Here is a 21,287-nt window from a genome sequence, read left to right as displayed (position 1 = left end):
GATTACAGATCATGGATGCCATCTATGGGTAATTGTAATTATATCGTCCACCCAAGACTTTGCTACATTTCCCAAATAATTAAACTAGTAGTCTCCTCCTTGGTTAAATCATACCGTCGCTTCAGGACTTAAATCCAAAATCAAGTCTGAATTAGCAAAAAAAGAAGGTCCTAGACTAATAGAACAAGGTTTCCATCAAATCCGGAAACGACAACATATTAAAAAATTCAATGCATCACGTACCAATATGAAGTAGCCATTATATTACACTGTATATATTTCAAATTACCATCTTCAGTTTTTAGATATCGGAAAATTATGCAAAATAAAAAAAAGGAAAGCTCTCACTTTCCTTTCCTATTAAATCATCTTTCTTTTTATTTGATAGCATTTGCTCTTTCGCGTGCTTTGTTCATCACATTATCTGCTCTGGTATTGGCTTCGTTTTCAATTTTCTGAGCTGCGTCTTCAGCTTTTTCTTTTAGTTTTTTCGCGGCAATTTCAGCGGCTTTTTTCTTTAATGGGTTTGCACCTGCTTCGTCCATTAATTTTTTAGCTCCTCTATCTGCTTCAGCTCGGGCATCGTCGGCTAATTTCTTTCCTTCAGCCTTAATATTGTCTGCTTGCTTTTGTGCAGCATCTAATAATTCTTGCTTTTTCTTTTCAGCAGCTGCTTTAGCTTCATTTACTTTATCGTCAACAATTCCTTTGATGCTATCTTTTGCTTTATCCACGGTATTGTCTATCAAATCTTTCACACCTCCTTTGATGTCTCCACCTAATTCCATCAATTTTTCCTTCATGTTTGTGTTCACCTTAGGATCTTTAATAGTGTTGGTAATTAAAGCAGTAATTGGAATATTTGCTGGCAATTCTTTCATCTTGAAACCTGGAATTTTCTTCGCTTGTTCAATGGCTTGTTCTGCAATTTTCAATAAACTACCTGGTATTTCTTCTTTTGGAATGTTCATCTTCATTTCATAATCAATTTCTTGTAAGAAAGAAGTTGTTCCTCCGATCGTTGTATTGATTTTACCCATTTTCACATCAAAAGGCTTAATTTTTACTTTTCCATCTGTAAATTCGAAAGTCGCTCGAATATTTTCCAAAGTTTGTTTTTTCAATTTTGGAATATTGATAGTTTCAGCTAATTTATCCAATGGACCAAATCCTGAAATACTTACTTGATTTGAAAATAATGAACCATTTCCAGTAAGTGAACTATAAACTAAGTCTAAAGATGGAGTTAAATCGGTTGTCATTGTGAAATTAGAAGTTATTTTACCTGAAGCATATTTAGCTATTGGTGCCAATTTTTCAATACTTATGAAATTCTTGGCAATTTCTTGAATATCTAATTCCTTGATACTGTAGCTGAAATCTACCTTAGGAACAGCATGATTTTGGATATTGTATTTCCCGTTCAAACCAACGTCTCCACCTAAAGTTTTCATATTCACGTTTTCTAAGATAGCCTCCTCGTTTCTTAGAATTACACGTCCATTCACAGACTTGATATCCATTCCATCATAATTCACTTTGTTAATTGTAGTATTTAATACAAAATCAATATTCTTAGGAACTAACATTGGTTCAACGTCTCCTGTTGGAGTTTCGGTTGTTTCAGCTGGTTGTTCTGTTGAAGTCGTTTCTCCAGTCTCATTTGAAGGTGGCATAATCTCGTCAACATCCAATAAATTTGAGTGGTAATTGAAAACTCCCTTCAAATCTCCTTCATTGAATAAGTAACCCATATAGTTTTTCACTTCCCCATCCAAAGAGAAATCACTTTTCCCCATTGTAGCTTTCAAATTAGCTAACTTCAATTGTTGTGGTGAAAATTCAAACATTAAATCTTGAATGTCGACTGGTGCTGCTAGATCTTCTGAGGCATATTTGAACTCTTTTAAATTAAGTGTTCCTTCAGCATTAAACTTATCGTATTCTCCTTTTTCCAAAGTTGACATTTTACCATCAATTGAAATATTTGAAGTTAATTTTCCTGTGTATTGTTCGCCTTCTGCTAAAGGATAAACTTGACCAATAGTTGATAAATCTACATTTAGATTCACTTTGGACTTCATATAAGGATCTGTCATTGGATTTTTCATATAGAAATTTGCATCAATCGTATTCCCTACGAAGGTTGCTTTTAATTGATCAATATCTACAGTCATTTTATCCAATTCCTTACCTCCAGCGAATTTTGAACCACCAACAATGTAGATATTATCAATCGAAGCTGGCATATCTGGATAATTTATCGATGCTCCATTTACTTTCGCTGCAACATCCCAAGCTGGATAATTTGCATCGTCATATCGTCCATTTACATAAGCGTTCAAACTCAAACTTCCTTTAGCAACCATGCTTTCGTAACCTGTGTGGTAAAATGCTGGAATCAATGAAAGTAAATCTTTGAAGCTTGTATTATCGGCTTTCAATTTCAAATCCATCATGTCATATCCTTTAAACATTTCATAAAAACCGTCAAATGATAGTTTCAAGGCATTTAATGAAAGCTCATTTTCTTTCAACGTAAATTTATCGCTTCCCTCCTTGAATTCCATCAAAATATTCATGACTAAATCTGTTTTCACTTCAGATAAATAAGTCATACCATCCATTTTGTAAGTCAACTCATCGATTTCAGTTTCAGTTTCGAAGTCTATCACATCTGCTGTCATGTCTCCAGAACCAGAGTGATTAATGTTTTTGATTTCCGCGAACATATTTCCTAATCGGTCATCATATTTGATATTTCCGTCTACAATTTCATAATATTCTAATGAAAATTGGAATGGCGAAGAAGTCGTATCGATATCCTCCGCTGCCATTTCTTCGGAAGTTTTCATAATATCATAGTTTGTCAATCCTGATTCTAGCACTTTCACATGAATATTTGGTTCAACTAAACTTACTGAACGAACAGCAATGTCTTCCATATTGATCACACTCCAGAAATCAAGTTTGGCTTCAAAGCTTTTCATGTCGATTAGCTTTACTCCTTCAAATTCATTTCTTCCAGTAACTGAAACATCGTCAAACGCCAGTTTCATTTTCGGGAACGAAGTGAAGATTGTTAAATCAAAATCTCCAACTGCGATATCCGCTTTCAACATTTTATTGGCTTCTTTCAAGGCCAATTCCTTAATCTGATCTTTAAAGAAAATTGGAATTAGGACGATTGCGATGATTAGTAAAAGGAAGGTTATTCCGGTGATTTTAAGTATTCTTTTAAAAATAGATTTCTTCTTTTTCTCTTTCTTTGTTGACATAAAATGGTTTTATGAATATTTATTTATAAATTTCTCCTTTAATTAGCCAAAAATACACGAAATTACCCATTATTAATTGCCAAGATTTATTAAAATATTATGAAATACTTTTTAACCCTCTTACTTTCAGTAATAAGCCTTTTTGGAACTACACAGATCATCACCAACGATTCATCTACTGATGACAAAGAAGTTGAAATTCAAGAAATTCCTATCGCACCAAAATCAGGCACAGAACTTTATTTTGGAGTTAGTCCTTCATATACTTATCGAACATTAGAAATCAACGATGGGTTATTCGCAAAACCACTTGGGTATAGAACCGAGGAAGTTGGTGAGTGGACAACGGGATTCAATGCCGGAGTGAGGTCAAAAGTTGCAAAACATTTAAAATTAGAAATAGGAATTGGCTATTCAAGCAATAGAGAATCGTATGATTTTAAAGAAACAGATTCAGTTTTTAGTTATGTAAATACGTATCGCCACATCTCCTTCCCAATTCGAGTTGCCTATACTTATGGTGATGAAATTTCTTTTTATGGAGGAATTGGGGTAATACCAAAAGCGTTTTTGGGAATGAAGAACGAATTAACGACCTTGGACATCAATAATAACGAAAATACTGTTGAAACCATTGAAAGAGACAAATTCAATTCCTTTTTGTTAGATGCAGTTGCTACCATTGGAACTCAAATCAAGTTTTCTGAGAACTATGGAATTTTCGCAATGGTTGAAGGAAGAAGACAATTATCGAATAATTTTAATTCTCAATCACCATATATAAGGAAAGCTTTTGCTTTAGGGTTTAATATTGGGCTGGAGATTTATTTTTAGGGGGTATGAAGATTTTGTTAACTATTATCACGGCTTCAGTTTTGCTTTTCTCAAATTCTACCGACGTTTCAAAACCAGGTTCTCTAAATCCCTCAACTATTACAACAGAATGCGTTCGAGAACAGTGGTTAACCATATACAAGAAAAATGACAGCTATTTATTTCACCCCTCACAAGATACGATAGATATCTACGAAGAAATAAAACAATTATTACTAGACGGGCAAATTAGATTGTGGCATAAAAGACGTGATAATTCAGAGTGGTTAACCTCTCCACTACCCTCTTCAATTCAATATTCTAAAGACTCTCCTTATCACAATATATATTTCGATTATTTGTCTGAAGGTGACTCACCGATACAAACAGTTTTGGGAAAAGATTCGCTTGATGAAAATAATACATTTGTATATCCCATGACAAAATATGAGCCTGTAACATTTGACAAAATTTCTGAAATTAGAATTAAAGAGATTTTAGTGCATGACACAACACGAAATATAGATTACCTCAAACCATCGTTGATTGCTTTTGACGTTTATACTATTCGTCATAATATTTTGTTTTGGGTAAAAGTTGATGACTTAATTGAAAACATAAAAATTAATCGAAATTGGATTGATTATGTTGCAAATAAAAAATACGAAGGTTTCGTTTACAAGCGAAATTCTTGCGACGATCCAGATTATGAATGGAAGAAAGTATTTCATTAAACATGAAATTTAAATATCAACCTTCATTTGGACATAATTATTCTAGAAAAAAGATTATCAGCTAAGATAGATATATTCATTTTTCCAAAAATCAAGGTATAGAGAAAACACCAAAAAAAATTGAATTATGACTAAAATTTTCTTTCATGCTCTTATAGCACTAATCTTCTTCAGCTGTGAAACTCAATATGAATATTGGAACATTTCTAAATTCAACATGGACGAAACAGCTTTAAAAAATGAAGAAGAAGTAAAAATCATTTATACCAGCCGTGGACCAGATTACAACCAAGACTTAAAATATTATGTTCATTTAATCGCCATTTCTCAAGAATCGGGTGACACAGTAAATATTCTTTCAACAGGCGTTCATGGTTTAACAAAAAAGGATGAGCATAAAGTTTTTAATTATTTCAATGAAAACAGCTTAGTTTCTAAGTTAAATCAAATGAATTCAGATGAATTGAATAATATAGAAAGCTTCGACAAGATTAAAAATATAGAACCTAAAATAGAGTACCAATTAATCAATAAAGTCGCAAGAGATCCTAAGTTTGATGACATCGCAGATAATAATTATCCAACAGTAATTGGATTAATTGGGACAGTTTCCATGATTGAGGAATAGTCAGCAGTAAACAGATTTGAAATGAAACAACTCATTTGGAAATTAATACTTCCTTTAACGATTATCTCCTTCTCATTATTTTCTAAATGGTGGCACATTAGAATTGACAATGAATTTGATGAAATAATTACAGGTTTTCCTGTTCCTTATATCCTACCTGGATGGCACACTTCGTTATCCTTACAGATCTTCGTTTCAGGATTTTTAATTAATATTTTAAGTTATTTTACTTTTTGGTTCACCGCTGTTTTTATTGTTCATCATTTCCTGAAGAAAATAAGACCTAGTAGAATCCTAACGACAATTCTACTCTCTTTTTCTCTTCTTTTTTTGAGTAGTATAATTCTAGTAGCAAGTAATCCTGATAATATTTATAAATTCCAAAACGATAATGATATTGAAGTAATTGATTCCGGTTACAAAATGATCTGGCAAAATCATATTATTTCTGATCACCATGAGGATGAACAATAATACTCTCTCATTTAACTACACTTTCCTCCAACCATCAAAAGTATCAATTTGCTCTTTTGTCATTTCCTTAGATTGTGTTAAGAAATACCTTTGATAATAAACTGTGTCAGAAACAGCTAAATGCAATTTCAATAATACTCCTTTTCTATTGATAACGATTTCCTTGTTGTCATTTCTAAAGTATTTTGCCCAACGGTCTGCATTATTGTTGACTGCAACATCATTAATTGACATCACCTTATCTCCTACCATTGCTCCTGCTAAATCTAATGCTCCACTTGGGTACAATGCTGCGATTATGGTTTCATTGTTTACTTCCACGATTTTAGCACCTAAATATGCACCAAAATCACTTAGCACCGGTTCTGAATGGTATTTTAAACCAATCAATTCAAAACATTCTTTTAATAAAGCAGTATAGGCCTTTGTTCCATTCACATAATCGTCAAAATACCATTGCATAGAAACTCCTGCTATTTTTTCAATTTCATTTTGGTAATCTTTCTCCGTAACTCCAATTCCTTTTTCACCAAAATTGAGGTACATATTTCTCATTAAATCATCTAGATTTTTCTGATTGTTTGTGTTTTTCAATAAATGAACATCAAGAATAAATGCCAATAAACAACCTTCAGTGTAAATTGAAACTTTTCTTCCTGGAGCACCTGCAACATAACCATCCAACCAAGTATCAAATGATGAATCGGCAACAGAATAATTGAAACGCCCGAAATTATCCATGTGTTTCTGGATTTGCTTGTTCATTTCAAGGAGGTATTGTTCCAAATTGAAAACTCCTCCTTTATATAACATCAAGTCTCCCATGTAAGTTGTGACACCTTCTGCGATATATCCTAATTTCGAATAATTTTCTTTCTTAAAATTATAAGGAACCATCTCACTTGGACGGATAGACTTCACATTCCAAGTATGATACAATTCATGCGAACTCACACCCAATAATTCTTTGTACAATTCTTCAAAAACAGCATAACTTGGACCTAAAGTAATCACTGTAGATTTTGAATGCTCTACTCCGTGATAAGTCTGATAAGGCAATATTTGAATCAAATAATGATATTCATCTGTTGGGAATTTCGAAAACGCTTTGATTTGTGCCTCGGTATAGGCTTTAAAATCTTTTTCTAATCTCGACCAATCAGGTTTTACTTCACCATTAAACCAAACATAAAAAGTAGTTCCTTCAACTTCGAAAGACGTTTTTTGTAATCCGGCAGAACAAATAAAAGGACAATCAACTAGTTCATCATAATTTGCTGCAGCAAAAGCTTTTTCTTCCACTTTTAAAGAATGTGCAACTTCCCAATCTGCTGGAATGTTCAATTGAACTTGAATTGGATCGTTGTATGTTTCGTCGGTAAACAAACAACAATTTACAGGGTTTACATATAATTGTGTCGCATCCAAAAATGTGGAACCAGCATTCAAATCTGTTGCATAATAGCTGTATTTTATCGTTATGCTATCACAGTTTTCAGTTTGAACAATCCAAGTATTCTTATTCGTCTTTTGATATTTTACAGCATCACCTTTTTCATTAAATATCTGAAAATGATTTACATTTTTCGCAAAATCACCCAATTCATATCTACCTGGTCGCCAAGCGGGAAAATAAACCATTGTTTGCTTTCCAGCAACCTTTATTTCAGCGGTAATTTGAATGTATTGTTGTTGAGGTGATTTTATATCGAAAGTGAATTTCATGGGTATCTGTTTTTTTGATAAAGTTAAAAATAATTTGAGCTTCGGTCGCGCTCAGCTCTCTAATTATTTTTCATAAACCAGCATTTTATCTAGATTTGTTTTTATCAAAACTCTAGTGTAAATTAGCATATGAATGAAGATCAAACTGAGTTTATAAAATCATGAATAGCTACAGCATTAAAATATTAGAAAAAGATTCAAAAGCAATCGCATTGATTAACTATCTTAAAACCTTAGATTTTGTAGAAGTGGTAGAAGAGAAAGATTGGTGGGATGAACTTGGAATTGAAAGTAAAGCTACTATTGAAAGAGGTTTAAATGACCTTAAAAACAACAACGTCCATAAAGATCAAGATGTGAGAAATTCTATCAGAGAGAAGATTTTAAATGCTAAGTTGGAATGATTGTTTGGTCTAGTGAATCAAAATTAGCTTATGAAAATATCATTGATGATATATTGGAAAAATGGAATATCGAAGTTGCGCTTAATTTTGAGAAACTCACTAATAATTAACTTGATAGATTAATTATCAACAACCATCTTTGTCCAGCAAGCAAATATAGAAATCTTCGTAAATGCGTAATTCATAAGAATGTCTCTTTGATATATAAAATCAACCAATCCAATATTGAAATAGTCACCTTAATTTTTAATAAAGACGATCATAAGTTTTATTAGGAATTCCCCCACCATATCCATCATTTCAAAAATTCCATTCCATTTTCCTATTATTAAGGTTAAATCATTAAATTCGCATCACGAAAAAATTGAAAAATCTAAGAATATGAGTTACGATATTATTGTTGTTGGAAGTGGACCTGGTGGATATGTTACGGCAATCCGCGCTTCGCAGTTAGGTTTAAAGACTGCTATTGTAGAAAAAGAATCACTTGGAGGTGTTTGTTTGAACTGGGGTTGTATCCCAACAAAAGCTTTATTAAAAAGTGCAAACGTATTTGATTATTTAAATCATTCTGAAGATTACGGAATTACAGTATCAGATGCTAAAGCTGACTTTGGTAAAATTATCAAAAGAAGTCGTGGTGTTGCTGAAGGAATGAGTAAAGGTGTTCAGTTTTTGTTGAAGAAAAACAAAATTGACGTAATCAACGGAACTGGTAAAGTTTTGGCTGGTAAGAAAGTTGAAGTAACAGACGCTGAAGGTAAAAAAGAAACGTATGCAGCTGGAAAAGGTGTAATTATCGCAACTGGAGCACGTTCTCGTCAATTGCCAAATCTTCCACAAGACGGTAAAAACATTATCGGATACAGAGAAGCAATGTCATTAGAAACTCAACCTAAGAAAATGGTAGTTGTTGGTTCTGGTGCAATTGGAATTGAATTCGCATATTTCTATAATTCTCTAGGAACAGATGTTACAGTTGTTGAATTCCAAGACAATATTGTTCCTGTTGAGGACAAAGATGTTTCTAAAGAATTAGCAAAAACTTTAAAGAAACAAGGTATTAAAGTAATGACAAGTTCTTCAGTTGAGAAAGTTGACGTAAAAGACGGATCTTGTAAAGTAAATATCAAAACTAAAAAAGGAGAAGAAAACATCGAGTGTGATGTTGTTTTATCTGCTGTTGGAATTGAAGCAAATATCGAAAACATTGGATTAGAAGATGTTGGTATTGCAACTGACAAAGGTAAAATCATGGTAAATGATTATTACCAAACAAATATCCCTGGTTATTTCGCAATCGGTGATTGTGTACCTGGTCAAGCATTGGCTCACGTAGCAAGTGCTGAAGGAATTTTGTGTGTTGAAAAGATCGCTGGTCACAATCCAGAGCCTTTAGACTACAATAACATCCCAGGTTGTACTTATGCTTCACCAGAAATTGCATCTGTTGGTTATACAGAAGAGCAAGCAAAAGAAGCTGGTTACGAATTAAAAATCGGTAAATTCCCATTCTCTGCATCAGGAAAAGCAAGTGCTGCTGGAGCAAAAGAAGGATTCGTGAAGCTAATTTTTGACGCTAAATACGGAGAATTACTCGGTGGTCACATGATTGGTATGAATGTAACGGAAATGGTTGCAGAATTAGTAGCTGTTAGAAAATTAGAAACAACGGGAGAAGAATTGATCAAAACAGTTCATCCTCACCCAACAATGTCAGAAGCGCTTATGGAAGCTGCTGCTGCGGCGTATGGTGAAGTTATCCATTTGTAGTCTGAATATAAAGCCTGTTATCGGCGTTGCTAATATTTTTAAAAGCAGTCATTGACAAAAGTCAACTCCTTGGATTTTTATAATAATAGCGCCTTGCTAGCAAGCTTTCTATTTCAAACTCTAGAATTAACTAAGAAAAACATATTTCAAAGCGAGAAACTTAATTGTTTCTCGCTTTTTTGGTTTTATTATTTTTTGTTTTGATGATCTTCAAATTGGTAAATAAATAATTTTTAATCCCCGAAAAGGCTTTGACAAGTCTTATAATTGTCGTAGCTCCCGATAGACTGAGACCATGAAGGAGTTAGTTTTTTCTTTTATTTCAAAATTACTCTCTTGTTTTTAGTTGCACTTTTTTGCCGTATATTTGCTTTAAATTGTATCAGTAACATTTTAATACTAAGCAAGCATTTACTAAATAAATAACATCATGACTCAACTCCTTTTAAATATCACGGATAAAAAGAAAGCAACTAAGCTGATTGAGTTCCTAAAAACGCTTAATTACATCAACATTCAAGAGTTTACTGAAGAAAACATTATGATACCCGAAGCAGAGAAAGAGCTTATGCGTAATCGCCTTGAAAATGCAAAAGAAGAGGATTTTAAAGACTGGGATGAACTAAAGAAAAAATTCAAAATCAAATAATGAAGTCTTTTTCTGTTCGTTTATTCAATGCTGCAGAAGCTGATTTAGATGAAGCTTTCGAATATTACTCAGATATTAACCCAAAACTTGGACAACGATTTATTAAACTTGTAAATGTAGCGCTCAACGATCTAAAGAAAAATCCTCATTACCAAATTCGATACGACAACTTTAGAATGAAAGTCGTTAACAAATTTCCTTACGTTATTCATTATATTCTCGATGAAAAAAGACAAATCGTCTTTGTTTACGGTATTCGTAACTCTTATCAAAATCCAGAGAAATATCCTAAGGAATAAACCGCAGCCATGAAAACTACTAAACCTTTCGAAGTAATCTATATAACTGGTATTGTTACGCCAACAGCTGAGGATGGAGATGTTTTAACCTTCCTTGCTTTAGATGATTATTCCAAATTTCTGTTTCCTCCTCAAATGAAAAAAACAGAGAGTACCGACACCGAGTTTATTGATACACTAGTAAAGTTCTTTAATGGAATAAATGAAACGTATGATAGAAAAATTCATGCACAAAGTACGATCTATTACACCGATCTACCCAAGCCTTTCCATCCCTTCATGTCTAGTGTGATTATGAAAGATGATAAACTTATGTTTAAACCTATACTTGTAGAGCAAGTATTTCAGCCTATTATTAAAGATTTAGGATTTAAAAAATAAATTAGATCCAATCAATGCCCCGCGAACGAGATGGAATCTCGCACGAGCGGGGACCAACTTTGGAACTCTTTTGTTGCGAAATGATGTAGAGTGTGCAGAGGTGGCTTTGCCTATTCGCGCTGCAACTTGGGAGTACAATTCTATCTATAACTTATGTAAATATGAACAGATTTATAGCTGTCGACATAAGTTCCGTGGCATAAAGCAGGAATCCATTTGGTGTTAAGTTCTATTTCTGTCCAAAGTGAGGATTGATATTCCATAAGATTGAGTACGTCACTTTTTCCATCTATACTCAGCATCTTTGCCTTTCCTTCCTTTGTTATTAACATATTTATTGTCAAATCTTTAATCAATTCTTGTTTAGTATCAGTAGTAATAACCGAGCGAACAAATATTTGAAAACTATTGCCAATTAACTCTGCATCTTTTTCTACTAGGCGGTAAACATTTGTACTGTCTTTTACACACCCCTCATCACTGTCTTGGCTATAGGTTAGATTAAAAAATAGTGAACAGGATAGTGCGAAAATTATATTAATCATGTCATTCATAATAGTATTTTAGTCTATTCACGTTCGTTGTTATCGTCATTTGAATTTCAATTTCTTCAATAACTTTCGTATACATTTGTGGTGTCAAGAGTGGGTAGGATGACTTTGGTTTTGATTGTCCATCAATAGTCTGAAAAGAATACAACATAATATTTCGTATCATATTTTTATTAGTATTTTCCGTACTTTGAAAACTGCTCATACTTTCCATTACTAACTCTGAATCTTGGGTATAATTTGAAACCTGCCATAAATCGGGGAATCTTAGTGTATGTATTAATTCATGTGACAATTCATCCCCCATATTTTGATAGTCTTTTACTAAACCGTTTGAAGAAACCGCTCCAACAACAATATCATCATCAAAAGTCATACCTCCTATTTCATATCGTCCAGAACATTGGGCAGGTGTCATTTCCAGATCTACTCCTGGAACAATCGCACTACTTCCTTCTGGAACAGGTTGATCAAATGTTAACGTACCTTTTACACCTTTTCCTGTAGCTAAATAAGATGACATATAAATGAGTTTAGAAAATTGCTCTTGAGCATTTTGTTTGTAAGAACCAAGGTCAAAGTCTTCGGGCATTTCACCTACAATATTGAGTTGTGCATTTACCTTTACCTCAGAAACTGAACCAGATTCATCCTTTATGGTTTCCCATTCCAAACCTTCAAGTTCCACTCCATCAAGCACCCTATTCTCACTAAAAGCGTAAGGGCTATTATATGGATATTTACTTGCTAAAGGATCCACCGCAAAGAACCTTCCAACCCTCGGATCGTGCATTCTATACTTATAATTCACACTATTTCCTTCGCCTTTAATCTCATCATCCATTTCCTGACCTTGGAAGCCATAACGACACCCACTAATAAACACTAACTCTTGAGTTGAACCAACCATCACCGATTTTTAGTTTTACAAGATACGTTCCTGGGGCTAAATGTGCAATATTTAGGGTAATTAAATTAGAATCAATTTGTTGGGATGGAACTTTAATTTGTTTTCCTGTTATAGAAAAGACAGCAACTTCAATTATTTCTTCGCTTGCTGAAACTGTAATTTTTTCATTCGCTGGATTTGGATATATTTTGTTTTCTTGCACTCCAATAACTTCGGAAGCTAATCCTACGATTCCTCCAACTTCTGGATTGATTACCAATTCACAGCCATTCGCATCTGTAATTGTTAATTCATACGTTCCTACACATAAATTTTCAGCTACAGCTGTATTATTTGAAGGAAAATCGGTCCACGAATAACTGTATGGAGCTTCTCCTCCACCAACTAAAACTTGAATATTCCCAATGCAAGTACCTGAATTATCTGGATTAATAAAAGTATTAAATGTCATTCCCTCTGGTTCAACTATGTTGATACAATAATCATCAACTTCTCCCAAAGCATCGGTTACGGTAACACAATAAAGTCCAACAGCTAAATTTGTTGCCGTTTGTGTTGTTTGGTCATTCGCATTGGCGTCCCATTGAAAAGTATACGGAGCTTGTCCCATATTTGGAGTAATCGTCGCTTCTCCATCATTGCCTCCATTACAGGAAACATTTATTTGAGAAGGAACTAAAGCCAAACCATTACTTGTTGGATAAGTAACATCGACTTTTAATTCTACCGGTAAATGGTCGGACATATAATATAAAGCACGAACTACATTTGTTGGGTATAAACTATTCGATCCTGAAATCATACTTGAATTGAAATGGTTTCCATCATTCCCAACAGCTCTATAACTTCCAGATTGATACTGAACGTTATCACCATTATTCATTACGTTTTGAGAAACTAAAATTTGATCAAACCTATCGTCCATTCCTCCTGAAGAACCACAGTCAAAATTCCCGCTTGTTCTTGTAGATTGTGTATGAATCAATGAATAAGATGAGCTATTATTCCAATTTCCAGGTGTGTTAATCGGATCTTGCATCGCTGATGGTCCAGAAATCATATTTTGATAACCATCATCACTCGAACTATATACATTCATGTCTCCACAGAAAAACACATTTCTATCCGTTGGTCGACTTTCCATATAGGTCATTAAAGCTTGGGTTTGTAAATCCCTGTCGGCTTCATTGGCATTAGAATTCCCCGCTTTCAAATGCATCATATAAACTTCAATGAAAGTTGTATCATAAAACACACCCAAATTTGGATCTTTTAAATACAAAACATAATGATCAATATCACGCGGTGAGCTCGTAACTGTATGTTGACTTTTTAATTCTAATTTATCGGAATTATAAAACATGGCATTATGTAAATAACCATTACCATAAAAATTTGCTGCGATATAATTTGAATTTCCGTTGGCATTTAAAGCATCATTCAAAACTGCATTTACCCCTGCTTGAGTTTGTACTTCGCAGGCAACGAAAATATCAGGTTGAAGGTAATCAGTGATTTTCTTTAATGTATCCGCTCTATTCTGCACAACAGTATTCGAACCACAATCATCTCTTCCTTCTGGGAAATTCAATAAATTGTATGAAACGATAGACAATGTTTCATCTTGAGCCGAAACTAAAGTTGAAAACGCGATAAATAGAATAAATAAATACTTCATGTTACAAAAGTAGATAAATTCAAGGCTTTTAATTGATAATTAACAATTGAAAATTGATAATTACGCAGAGCCACTCATTCTATCACAAAACTTAGCGAACTATGGAAGAGGTCTAAACAATTCAATTTGACCCGAATCCAAAAAGTGTGATTTTCATAATTTAACCCCACATTTTTCATTACTATCTTAATTGATATTATTGGTGTAAACTCGAGTATGTGGCTTTTTTAATTATAAGTTGACCAAAAAAACATCTAAAATATGAACATTTTGTGCATCTGGCCTAAGAAAAAGAGATTCCTCAATCCCTAAAAATCATAGATTTCAAGCAATTTTCGGAATGACAACCGGTTAATTTTAACATCAAAAAAGGGAGAAAAAGATGAAGCTACGCTTCATCTTTTTCTCCCTTTTTTGATACTTCATCCTCATGAATCGTCATCCCGATGGAGCATAGCGACGAGGGATCTCTTTTTTGATTTCTCTATTCAACCGTCCCACAAAAGCATTCATAGTGACAAGGATCCGATAGTAATCAGATTTCTACATTGAATTTATGAATTACATAACCCCAATAACTTCGAAGCAGAGTTTTAACACCAAACAAATTCATAATTTAACCACCCAAATCGCATTAATCATTTAAAATTAATCATTAGCATCATGTTCCACCCAAATCATATCCTCTGTTTCATATCCAATCTCTTGTGCTTTTTGAAGGTACTTTTCTTTAATTTCATCTGGAATAGTCGGAGTTCTTGACAAAATCCATAAATATTTTAAGCTTTCTCCGGCGACTAAAGCATATTTATATTCGTCGTCCAAAGCAATAACATTGTAGCCAGAATAAAACGGACCGAAGAAGGAAACTTTGAGCATGGCTGTTTGAGGCTCATTTACAAACTTGGCTTTCCCTTCTGCCGAAGTCCATTTCTTTTCAACGTAATTATATCCTTTATTTAAGACTTTAATTTTTCCATTGTCCATTATCGAATACTCAGCTGTCGTATTGTTTAAGTTTTTTTCAAAACGAAAATCAAACCGCGCTATTTCATACCATTTTCCAAGGTATTTTTCTGCATCAAACTGTTTTACGGCTTCTGCTTTCTTCGGAATAGATGCACATCCGAATAATCCTATAACCAATAATGCTAATCCAATTGTTTTCATTCAATAAATATAGTTCAAAATTAATTTAAGTCATTCAAATTATCTCACTTTTGAGTTTGAATTCCATAGTGATTTCCTACAATTTTGAAATTAATAAAATAAGTTTCAAACTATGGAAAAAATGGTATTAATATTGCTATACTTGTTTAAAATTAATAACACTGAAAATTATGAAAAAATTGAAGCTTACACTCATTGGTTTGATATCAATGTTCGCAATTAACACTACTAACGCACAAGTTTTTAGCGAGGGAGATAAAATTATTGATGTATATTATGGATTTCCAAACTTGTACAAAATAGCTTTTAAGACTTCTTATGCCAACTCAGGACAAGAATTAAATTTGAACGTTGGTGGAGTCGGACCATTGGGAATTAGAGGAGAATATATGGTTGCAGATAAAGTAGGAGTTGGAGTGGATATTGGATTTTCTAACACTAAAATCACTTATCAAGAAAATGACAATTTTGGAGAAGGTTCTGAATCTCAAATTTATGAATACAACTATAACACCAAAAAATTAGGTGTTATGGTCACATTCAATTATCATTTTGTAGAAAATTCAGACAATTTTGATGCCTATTTCACGCTTGGTGCTGGTTATGGAAATAGAACATTTGGTTCTTCTAGTACAGATCCAGACTTTGGTACTGTAACTTTCAATTCACCTTTCCCGGTGGCTGCGAGGGTTGGTGTTGGAATGAGGTACTTCTTTAATGAGAATATTGGAGTTAATCTAGGAATTGGTCTTGGACAAGGTGGTTTATTGAATGGTGGATTATCATTTAAGCTTTAACTAATTTAATCAACTTTTTGAGTATTGTACTCTAGTAATACTCAAGAGTTAAAATGCATCTCAAAAATTAAAAATACTCATCAAATAGTTTGATGAGTATTTTTTTTCTTAATCAACTCCTTCCTTTAATTGAAGTAAGATTTCTTATTAGATCCACTACCATACGACCTAATTTAAAGAACCTTCTAACCATGTAAATTTTAAGAGAAAAATTAATGAAAAAATTTATAGGCACTTTTGTAATTCCCTACTTTTGCAAAACCTTATATAAAATTCCAATAACGTGAAATTAAAAAGTAGAAGACAACTAGTTAATTATCTGAATATTTTAGATCAACCTATCAAGTTTAATCCGTTTCTTTTCAGTCGCACATTCTTTTTGTGGGCTTTGTTGGGATTAATGGGAGGATTAATTGCAGGTATCTATTGGATTACACTAGAATTTGTCATGCATTTTCTTGGACAATTTGAAGGATGGTTAGTTGTTCCTACAATGGCGATTTCAGGTTTATTGGCTGGACTAATAATTCATTTTATCGGAGATCCAGGAGAGATTTCGCTTATTGTAAATAACATACGTTTCAATAAAGGAAAACTTGAACCGAAACGCAATCCTTCAATGATTTTATCTTCACTTTTATGTGTTGGATCCGGTGGAAGTTTGGGACCAGAAGCTCCACTTGTTCAAGTAACAGGTTCTACCGGAACTTGGCTAGGGAAGATTTTTAGATTAAAGGGTGAAGAATTACGATCCATGAGTATCGCAGGAATGGCCGCTGGATTCACAGCGCTATTCGGAGCTCCTCTTGGTGGAAGTTTATTTGCTTTGGAAATTCTACACCACAAACATGTCGTTCAATATTATAAAGCCATTACACCTGCACTTGTTTCTAGTTTATTTAGTTATATCGTCTTCGCATTTATCATTAGCTTAGGATTAGGAGCTGTTTGGGAAGTGCCTATTTACCAATACGAAGGAATGTTCGACTTTATTTTAGCTGTACTTTATGGAATTGTTGCTGCAGCTGTTGGATGGTTTTTTATCTATTTCACTAAAGGGTTTAAAAGAATATTCGAATTGAAAAAAATGCCGATTTACATTAAAATGATGATTGGGGGTACAATTTTAGGACTGATTTCGTATGCTTTCCCAATAACTCGCTATTTCAGTCATCATGAAGTAAATGAATTGCTCTCCACTTCAAACACACTTTGGATGCTACTTGCTATTTTATTCTTTAAGATAACTGCTATTTCAATCACAGTAACTTCTGGTTGGAGAGGTGGGTTTATAATTCCCTTATTCTTTGTTGGTGCAACAATTGGGTTAATTATCGTTGAAATATTCCCAGACATTAATGCTTCTTTAGCGATTATTTGTTCAATGGCAGCAATTAATTCCACAGTAACTAGAACACCAATGAGTACAACAATTCTTATAGCCACTTTAACAGGGTTCACTTATTTAATCCCAATACTTTTTGCAAGTTTGACAGGGTATTTTTTAGCACCAAAATTACCATTTATTGCAGCGCAATTGAGAGAAGAAAAATAATAGTGATAAATGTTTATTGCATTGTCAAAATTGTTTTAATCCTTAATTAATTCACAACTCCCTAAATATGTGAAGGTTGAACTTTGATTTAGAGTAAATTGTCATAATTTAATATGTTGATAGTAAGAAGCTTTGTTAATTTGTCATTAATGTTTTTCAATTACTAATTAAACTCAACAGCTGGAAAAAAATTGTAAAACTTACTATTATCGGATTCTTATTGATATCCGCTTGCAATACCTTAAACGCTCAGAGCCTTAATAAAGGGGATTTAATATTGGATACTTATTATAGTCCTTATTTGACAGCACGTAATTTTCAAACATCTAATTTTAATACAAAAGGATTAGGAACTGTTGGTTTGAGAGGTGAGTAAATGTTCGGAAATAGAATAGGAATTGGGATGGACTTCAGTTATTTGAATGCGTACGCCACGCCACTGTGGAAGAAGGTTATTACATAAAAAATACAGTTTGAGTCAATTCACTCATTTAACTACCTTCAATTATCATTTTTTACCAAACCCCAAAAAGTTTGATCTGTATGGATCCGTTGAAATTGGAATAACCGCGAGCAAAAGAACCATAACTTAAAATGATCCTAACTTTTTACCAAGACTTCAAAATAATTCACAACCTCCTCTTTCTATAAGCCCTGGTGCAGGAATGAGATATTACTTAAATGAAAAAGTAGGTCTTCATTTTTCTGTTAAATACAGGGATGGTGGGCTAATGAACGGAGGAATTTCAATTAAGTTTTAATCCAAAATATTTTAATATTATAGATATAGGAAAAATTGCGCTTAAGTGTATTTTTTTTGACCTAATGCTATAAATCCTGTCATCCTTTGCAAATGTTATTCTAACAATAAGCTTTCAAAGCATAATTCGAAATCCAAAATTCGTAAAACGTAATTCGTAATTATTTCAAAATTTCCGAAATCTGAACATCATAAAAAATATCCTCACCCGGTTTTACCATCTCAATTAATCCTTCTTGGCCAAAAGCTTCCTTTGACGGAATGAGAATCATTAATCGATCACCTTCTCTTCCGAATTGCAATGCTTTATTCAATCCAGAAATATATTTCCCATCGCCAATTGTAATTGTGAAAGGTTCTCCAGTCATATAGCTATTGTTATAGCGTGGCTTAGATTCAGAACTTACCCAATAATTGATTTTTACCTTGTCATTTATTTCGACAGAATCGCCTGGTGTTTTCAATTCATCGTATTTCCAAATTTGTACACCATCAACCTCAGATGTTGGTTCAAATCTCTCCTTCACTCTCATCGAAATAATATTATTGGCATTTGGTGGAACTACTCCCTTGATTCCTTTTTTCCCTCTAGCGAATTTAGCCGGTAAGAAAATATCAACGTCATCCCCAACTCGTAATTCTTGCATCGCAATATCCCAACCAGAAGTTTGCTGATTCCAACCAACCAAAAATGGAATTGTCTGCTTTTTCACCAAATGATTTCCATCGTAAATTGTTCCATCCTCTAATTTTGCTCGGTAATCAATTTTTACAACTTCACCTTTCGTTAGCTTGTCCCCTTTTCCTTTTTTGAAATAGGTGATTATAATTCCATTATCCAAGATTAAAGAATCACTCGGTTTATCAACAACTACCTCTACTGGTTTCTTTATTGAATCCGTTTGGTTTTCAACTTCTTGAATCAAACTTTTAGTATTTCCAACTTCTTTTTCACTTGAAGATTCTACTCCTTTAATATCACAAGAAACTGTTGTTAATCCAACAAGAATAACCGTCCAAAAAATCTTCATCTTAATGTATTTTAACCAATTCTAAATCAATCACTAAAACTTGTAGTGGTGGAATTTTATTATAATCTCCCAATAAACCATGTCCAATATGACTGGGTATAATCAGTTTTGCTTTATCTCCTTCAGAAAGGTATTTTATTCCTTCCATAACTCCGGTTTCAATATCTGCCTTATCAACTTTAAAAGTACTTACTTCTTTACCTGTTGTTTCATAAAGTAAAGAATCATTCAGCATTTTTACTTGGAATTTAACATCTACTCTATCACCAGTTTCGGCAGTTGGACCTTCAACATCTTCATATATCCAATAGCGTAATCCTGAACCAGATTCATTCATGTCCCAATTTTCACGTTGGTTGAGATATAATCGAATATTAATTTCATCTTCTTTGATAAATCGCTCATTCATTGTGGTAGAATGTTCTGTTGACCAATGTGGAATTACTGGTTTCTCCTTAGGCTTTTCTGTACAAGAATAAACCAAGGCAATACAAGCTGCGATAAGAATAAATTGTTTCATGTTAACTAGTTAAATTCTGGCAATACACTTTTAATTTTTGCGATTGCTTCGTCCATATCACCATCCCATCTTCCTCCAGATGCGTTGGCATGCCCTCCTCCGTTAAAGTATGTTCCTGCCATAACATTGATAGGGTTGTCTTGTCCTTTTGAACGAAAAGAAATTTTAATTATTCCATCACCTTCCGTTAAAAATATGGATTTTTTAATTCCATTTATCGATAAACCAACATTCACTAAACCTTCAGTATCGCCTTTAATATAGTTAAAACGCTCTAGCTCTTCTTTGGTTAAAGAGATTATCGTTGTTTTACAATCTTCAACAACTTCCATTTTCTCGTTGATAGCATAACTTTTCAATCGCAGTTTATCGAAAGTATTTTGATCAAAAACTGCTTCATGAATCTTATAAGGCTCTACTCCACCTTTCATTAATTTAGCTATAACTTCATGCGTATGAGCCGTTACACTAGGAAAACGGAAAGACCCACTGTCTGTCATAATTCCACAGTAAAGTGGTTCTCCAATAGTGGCATCCAACAATTCGATGTTCCCCATTGCATCAATGAAGTCTATAATTAATTGAGCAGTTGAACAAGATGCTGGTTCAGAAAACACCATATCAAACTCATCTGTTGGATCTAAATGATGGTCAATCATGATTTTCGTGGCCTTACTATTCACCATCATTTCTTTCATAACACCAACCCTGCTCATCGCATTGAAATCTAGACAGAAAATGATATCCGCCGACTCAACTTTTTCATTTACTTCATCGAAACGTGTTTCAGCATCAATGATATCGTCAAATCCAGTCATCCACTTTAAGAAATTTGGAGCGGGGTCAGGGTGACAAACATGAACTTTTAATCCTAACTTATTTAATAAGTGATAAAGTCCCAAAGAACTTCCAACCGAATCCCCATCAGGTGATTTGTGTGCTACGATTACGATGCTTTTTGCAGCGTTCAATATTTCTTTTACTTGAGCAATATTTTGCTCGTTGAATGTTGTCATTTGTATTAATTAAAAACCAAGGAAACAGGCCTCGGTTGAATTATATCTTCCATCAATTAGAAGATTTCAGATAGTGATTTTTTTCAAAGGGCAAATTGTTCCTGATTGAAATAATTTACCCCTATGGAATTATCATAAATG

General features: G+C 33.4%; 20 protein-coding genes. 11 read left to right on the top strand and 9 right to left on the bottom strand.

Features of this window, described 5'->3' with window-relative positions; translation table 11 throughout:
- Positions 1-377 precede the first annotated feature (377 nt).
- A complete protein-coding gene (locus C6368_RS04095) occupies positions 378-3,278 on the bottom strand; it encodes an AsmA-like C-terminal region-containing protein (RefSeq protein WP_107037908.1) in 2,901 nt (966 codons plus the stop codon).
- Positions 3,279-3,377: 99 nt separating this feature from the next.
- Between C6368_RS04095 and C6368_RS04090 the strand changes: the two genes are divergently transcribed.
- The 4 genes from C6368_RS04090 (at position 3,378) to C6368_RS04075 (ending at position 5,927) form a co-directional block, all read left to right on the top strand.
- Entirely contained in the window at positions 3,378-4,112 is a 735-nt protein-coding gene (locus C6368_RS04090; protein ID WP_107037907.1) for an outer membrane beta-barrel protein, read from the top strand.
- A 5-nt stretch (positions 4,113-4,117) separates the two neighbouring features.
- Positions 4,118-4,825, top strand: a complete 708-nt coding sequence (locus C6368_RS04085; RefSeq protein WP_107037906.1) for a hypothetical protein — start codon at positions 4,118-4,120, stop codon at positions 4,823-4,825.
- 127 nt (positions 4,826-4,952) lie between these two features.
- Positions 4,953-5,453: a hypothetical protein gene (locus C6368_RS04080; protein WP_107037905.1), complete on the top strand. Its 501-nt coding sequence runs from the start codon at positions 4,953-4,955 to the stop codon at positions 5,451-5,453.
- A 21-nt stretch (positions 5,454-5,474) separates the two neighbouring features.
- The gene (locus C6368_RS04075; protein ID WP_107037904.1) at positions 5,475-5,927 is read left to right on the top strand and encodes a hypothetical protein; all 453 of its coding nucleotides are present in this window, start codon (positions 5,475-5,477) and stop codon (positions 5,925-5,927) included.
- A 15-nt stretch (positions 5,928-5,942) separates the two neighbouring features.
- On the opposite strand, the gene C6368_RS04070 is transcribed toward C6368_RS04075, so the two are convergent.
- Complete coding sequence (locus C6368_RS04070) at positions 5,943-7,652, bottom strand: M61 family metallopeptidase (RefSeq protein WP_107037903.1); 1,710 nt, start codon at positions 7,650-7,652, stop codon at positions 5,943-5,945.
- Positions 7,653-7,813: 161 nt separating this feature from the next.
- Here C6368_RS04070 and C6368_RS04065 point away from each other — a divergent pair, with 161 nt between their 5' ends.
- The 5 genes from C6368_RS04065 to C6368_RS04045 all read left to right on the top strand — a co-directional run bounded on the left by C6368_RS04065 (position 7,814) and on the right by C6368_RS04045 (position 11,158).
- Entirely contained in the window at positions 7,814-8,056 is a 243-nt protein-coding gene (locus tag C6368_RS04065) for a hypothetical protein (protein WP_107037902.1), read from the top strand.
- A 381-nt stretch (positions 8,057-8,437) separates the two neighbouring features.
- Positions 8,438-9,829, top strand: a complete 1,392-nt coding sequence (gene lpdA, locus C6368_RS04060) for a dihydrolipoyl dehydrogenase (protein WP_107037901.1) — start codon at positions 8,438-8,440, stop codon at positions 9,827-9,829.
- A 430-nt stretch (positions 9,830-10,259) separates the two neighbouring features.
- Positions 10,260-10,478, top strand: a complete 219-nt coding sequence (locus tag C6368_RS04055; RefSeq protein ID WP_107037900.1) for a hypothetical protein — start codon at positions 10,260-10,262, stop codon at positions 10,476-10,478.
- A complete protein-coding gene (locus C6368_RS04050; protein WP_107037899.1) occupies positions 10,478-10,777 on the top strand; it encodes a type II toxin-antitoxin system RelE/ParE family toxin in 300 nt (99 codons plus the stop codon). Before C6368_RS04055 ends, C6368_RS04050 begins: the two co-directional genes overlap by 1 nt.
- A gap of 9 nt (positions 10,778-10,786) precedes the next feature.
- Positions 10,787-11,158 carry a hypothetical protein gene (locus tag C6368_RS04045; protein ID WP_107037898.1) on the top strand — a complete coding sequence of 124 codons (372 nt, stop codon included), beginning with the start codon at positions 10,787-10,789 and terminating at the stop codon, positions 11,156-11,158.
- A 140-nt stretch (positions 11,159-11,298) separates the two neighbouring features.
- Here C6368_RS04045 and C6368_RS04040 read toward each other — a convergent pair whose 3' ends face one another.
- The 4 genes from C6368_RS04040 to C6368_RS04025 all read right to left on the bottom strand — a co-directional run bounded on the left by C6368_RS04040 (position 11,299) and on the right by C6368_RS04025 (position 15,467).
- Positions 11,299-11,712 carry a hypothetical protein gene (locus C6368_RS04040; protein WP_107037897.1) on the bottom strand — a complete coding sequence of 138 codons (414 nt, stop codon included), beginning with the start codon at positions 11,710-11,712 and terminating at the stop codon, positions 11,299-11,301.
- On the bottom strand, positions 11,705-12,619 hold the full coding sequence (locus C6368_RS04035) for a hypothetical protein (protein ID WP_107037896.1): 915 nt from the start codon (positions 12,617-12,619) through the stop codon (positions 11,705-11,707). Before C6368_RS04035 ends, C6368_RS04040 begins: the two co-directional genes overlap by 8 nt.
- The gene (locus tag C6368_RS04030; protein ID WP_107037895.1) at positions 12,585-14,297 is read right to left on the bottom strand and encodes a T9SS type A sorting domain-containing protein; all 1,713 of its coding nucleotides are present in this window, start codon (positions 14,295-14,297) and stop codon (positions 12,585-12,587) included. Before C6368_RS04030 ends, C6368_RS04035 begins: the two co-directional genes overlap by 35 nt.
- Before the next feature lie 648 nt (positions 14,298-14,945).
- Entirely contained in the window at positions 14,946-15,467 is a 522-nt protein-coding gene (locus C6368_RS04025; protein WP_107037894.1) for a lipocalin family protein, read from the bottom strand.
- Positions 15,468-15,637: 170 nt separating this feature from the next.
- Between C6368_RS04025 and C6368_RS04020 the strand changes: the two genes are divergently transcribed.
- Both C6368_RS04020 and C6368_RS04015 read left to right on the top strand, forming a co-directional pair.
- Positions 15,638-16,264: an outer membrane beta-barrel protein gene (locus tag C6368_RS04020; RefSeq protein WP_107037893.1), complete on the top strand. Its 627-nt coding sequence runs from the start codon at positions 15,638-15,640 to the stop codon at positions 16,262-16,264.
- 283 nt (positions 16,265-16,547) lie between these two features.
- Positions 16,548-17,819 carry a chloride channel protein gene (locus C6368_RS04015; RefSeq protein ID WP_107037892.1) on the top strand — a complete coding sequence of 424 codons (1,272 nt, stop codon included), beginning with the start codon at positions 16,548-16,550 and terminating at the stop codon, positions 17,817-17,819.
- Positions 17,820-18,740: 921 nt separating this feature from the next.
- On the opposite strand, the gene C6368_RS04010 is transcribed toward C6368_RS04015, so the two are convergent.
- Genes C6368_RS04010 through C6368_RS04000 form a run of 3 tightly spaced genes read right to left on the bottom strand, consistent with a single transcriptional unit; the run spans position 18,741 to position 21,146 of the window.
- Positions 18,741-19,610 (bottom strand): FKBP-type peptidyl-prolyl cis-trans isomerase, encoded by an 870-nt coding sequence (locus C6368_RS04010; protein ID WP_107037891.1) that lies wholly within the window; start codon positions 19,608-19,610, stop codon positions 18,741-18,743.
- A gap of 1 nt (position 19,611) precedes the next feature.
- The gene (locus C6368_RS04005; RefSeq protein ID WP_107037890.1) at positions 19,612-20,130 is read right to left on the bottom strand and encodes an FKBP-type peptidyl-prolyl cis-trans isomerase; all 519 of its coding nucleotides are present in this window, start codon (positions 20,128-20,130) and stop codon (positions 19,612-19,614) included.
- 5 nt (positions 20,131-20,135) lie between these two features.
- Positions 20,136-21,146 (bottom strand): DHH family phosphoesterase, encoded by a 1,011-nt coding sequence (locus C6368_RS04000; RefSeq protein ID WP_107037889.1) that lies wholly within the window; start codon positions 21,144-21,146, stop codon positions 20,136-20,138.
- Between the last annotated feature and the right edge of the window lie 141 nt (positions 21,147-21,287).

Source organism: Brumimicrobium mesophilum (assembly GCF_003025005.1).
Lineage (GTDB): Bacteria > Bacteroidota > Bacteroidia > Flavobacteriales_D > Crocinitomicaceae > Brumimicrobium > Brumimicrobium mesophilum.
Note: the sequence above shows the minus strand (reverse complement) of the source record. Positions and strands in the feature narration are given on the sequence as shown.

What these genes read in the sequence shown, in the direction of transcription:
- C6368_RS04095 (WP_107037908.1), bottom strand. Translation starts at nt 3,278, where the DNA reads ATGTCAACAAAGAAAGAGAAAAAGAAGAAATCTATTTTTAAAAGAATA.
- C6368_RS04090 (WP_107037907.1), top strand. Translation starts at nt 3,378, where the DNA reads ATGAAATACTTTTTAACCCTCTTACTTTCAGTAATAAGCCTTTTTGGA.
- C6368_RS04085 (WP_107037906.1), top strand. Translation starts at nt 4,118, where the DNA reads ATGAAGATTTTGTTAACTATTATCACGGCTTCAGTTTTGCTTTTCTCA.
- C6368_RS04080 (WP_107037905.1), top strand. Translation starts at nt 4,953, where the DNA reads ATGACTAAAATTTTCTTTCATGCTCTTATAGCACTAATCTTCTTCAGC.
- C6368_RS04075 (WP_107037904.1), top strand. Translation starts at nt 5,475, where the DNA reads ATGAAACAACTCATTTGGAAATTAATACTTCCTTTAACGATTATCTCC.
- C6368_RS04070 (WP_107037903.1), bottom strand. Translation starts at nt 7,652, where the DNA reads ATGAAATTCACTTTCGATATAAAATCACCTCAACAACAATACATTCAA.
- C6368_RS04065 (WP_107037902.1), top strand. Translation starts at nt 7,814, where the DNA reads ATGAATAGCTACAGCATTAAAATATTAGAAAAAGATTCAAAAGCAATC.
- lpdA (WP_107037901.1), top strand. Translation starts at nt 8,438, where the DNA reads ATGAGTTACGATATTATTGTTGTTGGAAGTGGACCTGGTGGATATGTT.
- C6368_RS04055 (WP_107037900.1), top strand. Translation starts at nt 10,260, where the DNA reads ATGACTCAACTCCTTTTAAATATCACGGATAAAAAGAAAGCAACTAAG.
- C6368_RS04050 (WP_107037899.1), top strand. Translation starts at nt 10,478, where the DNA reads ATGAAGTCTTTTTCTGTTCGTTTATTCAATGCTGCAGAAGCTGATTTA.
- C6368_RS04045 (WP_107037898.1), top strand. Translation starts at nt 10,787, where the DNA reads ATGAAAACTACTAAACCTTTCGAAGTAATCTATATAACTGGTATTGTT.
- C6368_RS04040 (WP_107037897.1), bottom strand. Translation starts at nt 11,712, where the DNA reads ATGAATGACATGATTAATATAATTTTCGCACTATCCTGTTCACTATTT.
- C6368_RS04035 (WP_107037896.1), bottom strand. Translation starts at nt 12,619, where the DNA reads ATGGTTGGTTCAACTCAAGAGTTAGTGTTTATTAGTGGGTGTCGTTAT.
- C6368_RS04030 (WP_107037895.1), bottom strand. Translation starts at nt 14,297, where the DNA reads ATGAAGTATTTATTTATTCTATTTATCGCGTTTTCAACTTTAGTTTCG.
- C6368_RS04025 (WP_107037894.1), bottom strand. Translation starts at nt 15,467, where the DNA reads ATGAAAACAATTGGATTAGCATTATTGGTTATAGGATTATTCGGATGT.
- C6368_RS04020 (WP_107037893.1), top strand. Translation starts at nt 15,638, where the DNA reads ATGAAAAAATTGAAGCTTACACTCATTGGTTTGATATCAATGTTCGCA.
- C6368_RS04010 (WP_107037891.1), bottom strand. Translation starts at nt 19,610, where the DNA reads ATGAAGATTTTTTGGACGGTTATTCTTGTTGGATTAACAACAGTTTCT.
- C6368_RS04005 (WP_107037890.1), bottom strand. Translation starts at nt 20,130, where the DNA reads ATGAAACAATTTATTCTTATCGCAGCTTGTATTGCCTTGGTTTATTCT.
- C6368_RS04000 (WP_107037889.1), bottom strand. Translation starts at nt 21,146, where the DNA reads ATGACAACATTCAACGAGCAAAATATTGCTCAAGTAAAAGAAATATTG.